This window comes from Moorena sp. SIO4A1 (genome assembly GCF_010672065.1).
In the GTDB taxonomy this organism is placed as follows: Bacteria; Cyanobacteriota; Cyanobacteriia; order Cyanobacteriales; family Coleofasciculaceae; genus Moorena.
In genome coordinates, this window is sequence record NZ_JAAHHX010000167.1 from 1 (window position 1) to 3,903 (window position 3,903).

Annotated in this window: 7 protein-coding genes and 1 pseudogene; 3 read left to right on the forward strand and 5 right to left on the reverse strand. The window is 40.8% G+C overall.

Annotation, left to right across the window (positions count from 1 at the left end):
- Positions 1-422, forward strand: a pseudogene (locus tag F6K53_RS35510) (Uma2 family endonuclease); the annotation flags it as partial.
- Between the two features lie 226 nt (positions 423-648).
- Here F6K53_RS35510 and F6K53_RS35515 read toward each other — a convergent pair.
- Positions 649-1,212, reverse strand: a complete 564-nt coding sequence (locus tag F6K53_RS35515; RefSeq protein ID WP_075906380.1) for a Uma2 family endonuclease — start codon at positions 1,210-1,212, stop codon at positions 649-651.
- Between the two features lie 160 nt (positions 1,213-1,372).
- Between F6K53_RS35515 and F6K53_RS35520 the strand changes: the two genes are divergently transcribed.
- Complete coding sequence (locus F6K53_RS35520; protein ID WP_293084035.1) at positions 1,373-1,537, forward strand: hypothetical protein; 165 nt, start codon at positions 1,373-1,375, stop codon at positions 1,535-1,537.
- 182 nt (positions 1,538-1,719) lie between these two features.
- Here F6K53_RS35520 and F6K53_RS35525 read toward each other — a convergent pair whose 3' ends face one another.
- Together F6K53_RS35525 and F6K53_RS35530 are read right to left on the reverse strand one after the other, a co-directional pair.
- Positions 1,720-1,983: a hypothetical protein gene (locus tag F6K53_RS35525; protein ID WP_293084038.1), complete on the reverse strand. Its 264-nt coding sequence runs from the start codon at positions 1,981-1,983 to the stop codon at positions 1,720-1,722.
- A gap of 14 nt (positions 1,984-1,997) precedes the next feature.
- Positions 1,998-2,333 (reverse strand): hypothetical protein, encoded by a 336-nt coding sequence (locus F6K53_RS35530; RefSeq protein WP_293066813.1) that lies wholly within the window; start codon positions 2,331-2,333, stop codon positions 1,998-2,000.
- Positions 2,334-2,353: 20 nt separating this feature from the next.
- On the opposite strand from F6K53_RS35530, the gene F6K53_RS35535 reads away from it, so the two are divergent.
- The gene (locus F6K53_RS35535; RefSeq protein WP_214607773.1) at positions 2,354-2,542 is read left to right on the forward strand and encodes a hypothetical protein; all 189 of its coding nucleotides are present in this window, start codon (positions 2,354-2,356) and stop codon (positions 2,540-2,542) included.
- A gap of 514 nt (positions 2,543-3,056) precedes the next feature.
- Here the strand turns inward: F6K53_RS35535 and F6K53_RS35540 are convergent.
- Positions 3,057-3,320 carry a hypothetical protein gene (locus F6K53_RS35540; protein WP_158069732.1) on the reverse strand — a complete coding sequence of 88 codons (264 nt, stop codon included), beginning with the start codon at positions 3,318-3,320 and terminating at the stop codon, positions 3,057-3,059.
- 81 nt (positions 3,321-3,401) lie between these two features.
- The coding region (locus tag F6K53_RS35545) for a transposase (protein ID WP_293084042.1) at positions 3,402-3,903 on the reverse strand (502 nt) is incomplete at its 5' end.

The following is a 3,903-nucleotide window of genomic DNA, read 5'->3' on the forward strand; positions in this document are numbered from 1 at the left end:
CTCCTAGTACACAGAAAGAAGACTTAGGGGAAGTTAGGCCACAAGCCAACCAACCCCCAACTAAATGGGAAGTCTACGAACGGATGCTACGGATTCCCTATTACGTGGTCTTCAATGGTAATAGCAATAAACTGCGCTTGTTTGAATTAGTGCGCAACAGCTATCGGGAAGTGATTCTCAACGGTGACAAATTCTGGCTTCCAGAAATAGAACTAGGTTTAGGATTGTGGTCAGGATACTATCAAGAGTTAAACCGACTTTGGTTGCGTTGGTACGATGCAGCCGAAAATTGGATTCCTACACCGGTTGAGAAAGAAAGACAGCTAGTTGAACAAGAACGTCAACGAGCTGAACGAGAACATCAACGAGCTGAACGTCTAGCAGCTCAATTGCGAGCAATGGGTGTTGAGCCAGAAGATTGAAATTTTAGGTAGGGTAGGGTGGGCAAATAATGAGAGTTTGGCAATTAGATCAAATATCATGTTCATTTGCCCACCCTACAAGAGCGATCGCACTAACATCAAAAACTCTTCGGAGCTCTTTCCTACTGTTTCCAGATCCGCTGTTCCCAGATCCGCTGTTCCCTGTTCCCTTTTAGCATCAATCCTATGTTCACAACTAAAATAAAAATGCTATAGGACTCCATAGTTACAGTAATAACCAGGCAAATAAATCCTTAACTGTAAGATTTAGATCACTCACAAAAGATGGTACAGGAAGTAACATATCGGGTTGATCGAATACCTCAATTTCTTGTTTAGAATGGTAAACAAACACAGTTTTTTCCTCTGGGTCAATCAACCAACCGATCTGGGTTCCATGCTTGAGGCAATGAAGAATATTTTTGGTTACTTTTGTGTGACTTTGGTCTGGAGATAAGATTTCAATAGTCCAATCTGGAGTCAGGTTAAATACATTGGCAATTTCTCCATTATCATCACAGGGAATTCGGTTCCAAAGAAATACTGAAATGTCAGGTATTATTGAGCGACCCCCAAAGGTACAACGTAATTCAGGAAAAGCGCAAGCAATTTTTTTAGGTTTTACCAAACTATTGATTGCGGGTATTAGTTCTCCTTGAAGACGACTATGTTTTCCTTGAGGCATGGGCTTCTGAATAATTTTTCCATCAAGGTACTCACTAGCAGGCTTTGTTTCCGGTAGTTTCAGAAACTCCTCCAATGTCAGTATTTTAGGTTGTGCTTGTACCATTTCAGGGTTGTCTCCAATTGTGCCAGTAGGGGTAGGGTGGGCTAATTTTGGGAATTTGATCATTTCATCAGCTCTGATGCCCATTTGCCCACCCTACAAAATCAGGCGATCGCACTAAAAGAAGTAGGGTAGGGTGGGCAAATAATGAGAGTTTGGCAATTTGATCAAATATCATGTCCATTTGCCCACCCTACAAAATCTACAAAATCAGGCGATCGCACTCAACGGCGTTCTCCTCGACTTCACTACCTTTATTGTGTCATATCATCGGTTTGTTGGGTTTTGTTGTCTCAACCCAACCTACACTATTCGCGTACCCACTTAAGCGCGGACATTCACCGGTGCGTTACACTTCATTAACGCACTCTACAAGAGCTTTGATATCCCTGATATATTCGATTATTAATAAACGTAAATAGTTCAGGGTTTCGACATAGTGTTTCATTTTCGGATAATCAAAGTCTTGTGAAAAATACCATTCAGTAAATTTAGGAATTTCTACTAGTTTTATTTTCTGTAATTCATTACTAATTTCTTGGGCATTTTCAAAGGAATTATCATAACTTGAAAGGCGTATCCTCTAATAGTATCGGTTAATATTTCAATAATCCCTAATATACTAACGTCTTGATTTTCTTCCCATCGGGAAATTTTTGCTCTTTCTCCCTGAGTAGCTTGATAGTCAATGAGCAATTGATTTAAGATTTGCTCAATATATCCTTTGGCTGTTATGGTATTATCAGCTTTGTTGGAAATATCTAAGTTTGGCATGATTTTTTTTAAGTTTAGCCGTAAGAAATAATTTTGTTGTCTCTTTCTATAAGAAATTCAGTTCCTTTATTCCATCTCAATGCCCCATTCGGTAATTGGGTTTTTCGTGACCCTTTTTTGTTAAAATTAGCAGCTTTTTTGAGATACTTTAAATAATTCCCTTTAAAACCGTGTCTGTCTGCATGATCTACAATACTATTGGCTAGGGTTGGATAGGTGGCTTTGTCCCAGGTTTGGATCAGAGTTTCGATTTCTGCAATCTCCTGCTCGGTGTATCCTGCAAATAATATCTGTTGATAGGGATCGCTTCTGTCAAGTTGATGGGGCTGATCAGGGTTATTGGGATTCATTTAAGCATAAATCGACTGTTTTGGCATTTAATCAACTTAACGATCATTTTACCAATGGGTTCGGTTGTCCGTTACACGGACGTTTTCGCACTCTACAAGTCCGGCGATACTCCCGCAGGGAGTGGCTGCCGCCAACCCACGACAAGATCGTGATCACACTACGTTCAGTAGACCGAAAACTTTTCTCCCAAAGGGTGATCGCACTTTGAGAGACTACCGCAAACCTTCCGGATAGTCAGGTAGGGTTAGGGTGGGCAAATTTTGAGAATTTGATCATGTCATCAGCTCTGATGCTAATTTGCCCACCCTACAAGATCACGCGATCGGTCTTGCTTGTCACCTCTTCAGCAGGTTAAGATTTTTTTGACTTGCTTTACAATTTTAACCGATAAATCAATTAACAACAGGGTAGACGGTAGTGGATTTGCTCACCTCAGGGGTAGGGTGGGCAAATTATTATAGTTTGGTAATTTAATTAAGAATCATGTCTATTTGCCCACCTTACAAGAACTCCCTGCTCCCTTCAAACAAGAAGCTTGTAGGTCACAACATTGATAAGTGATATCTTAAAGTGTTAGGCATTAGATAAAGATTTAGCTAGCAGGGGGACAACGAAGCTTGTAACATAGACAGGGCTTGTTCCCTAGCCCGCTTACCTTTTTTATAATGCTTGACCCAACGGCGGTTAATTTGCAAAAATTCCTCTCTCTTAGTGCGCATTCCCTAGGTCGGGAAACCCGACCGGGGTCGCACCGCTACAATTTTTTCGGGTATTTGCCCTAAGTACAGCCAATGATACTGATGTTGACCAACATAAAAAGCAGACGGTGCGCTTTCCAATGGCCGGGGAACCCGGCCTTGGGTCGCACCGCTATGTCGGCGACCATATTTCGATTTTGTTTCTGGTCGTACAACATATTTCTGTATTCCCATTTTCTTGATTTCTCGTCCTTGAAGGATTGCACTAGTATAGGCAATTGCGATCACAATAATTAACTTGCTTAGAGATTATGCTCCCAGCTTGGAGCCTTCTAGACTGTAACCACCTGATTGAAAATATCGAAACATTTATTCAATCGCAAATCGCTTTTTGTAAGACACAATAGCGGTATTTAAATCCTCAAAGTTAGTCAGGATATACCACGGTTCTTTTGTCTTCACTCCTCGGTAATTTCGTTTCCATTTACAAGCTACATTAAACGTTCCAAATCCGTTGTTTTTCGTTACCTGAAGGTCATTGAGAAACAATTTCATCCCCGGCTTTAAACCATAGTCCCGCAACTCTTGATAAACCTCATTTTCTGGCAAAACTTTGGTGTCACATTTTTGCCGTAAACAAAAGTATACCTTGCGTTCAGCCAGCCAGTGACCTAGTTTGGTAGAGCAAAATTCTCGGTCTCCCAGCACCACGACATCATAGGCTGATAGTAACTCCATACTTTTGCTCAATACTGCTTTTTGTTCGGACAAATTACTATTTCCTTTTTTATCTAATAATGTCCAGTAAATTGGCCAGGCTCGATGATCATAGACAACACTCACCATCAAGATATTAATCAGACTCCAACTA

Bases quoted from the DNA above. Each gene is read 5' to 3' on its own strand.
- F6K53_RS35515 (WP_075906380.1), bottom strand. From the start codon at position 1,212: ATGGTACAAGCACAACCTAAAATACTGACATTGGAGGAGTTTCTGAAA.
- F6K53_RS35525 (WP_293084038.1), bottom strand. From the start codon at position 1,983: ATGCCAAACTTAGATATTTCCAACAAAGCTGATAATACCATAACAGCC.
- F6K53_RS35530 (WP_293066813.1), bottom strand. From the start codon at position 2,333: ATGAATCCCAATAACCCTGATCAGCCCCATCAACTTGACAGAAGCGAT.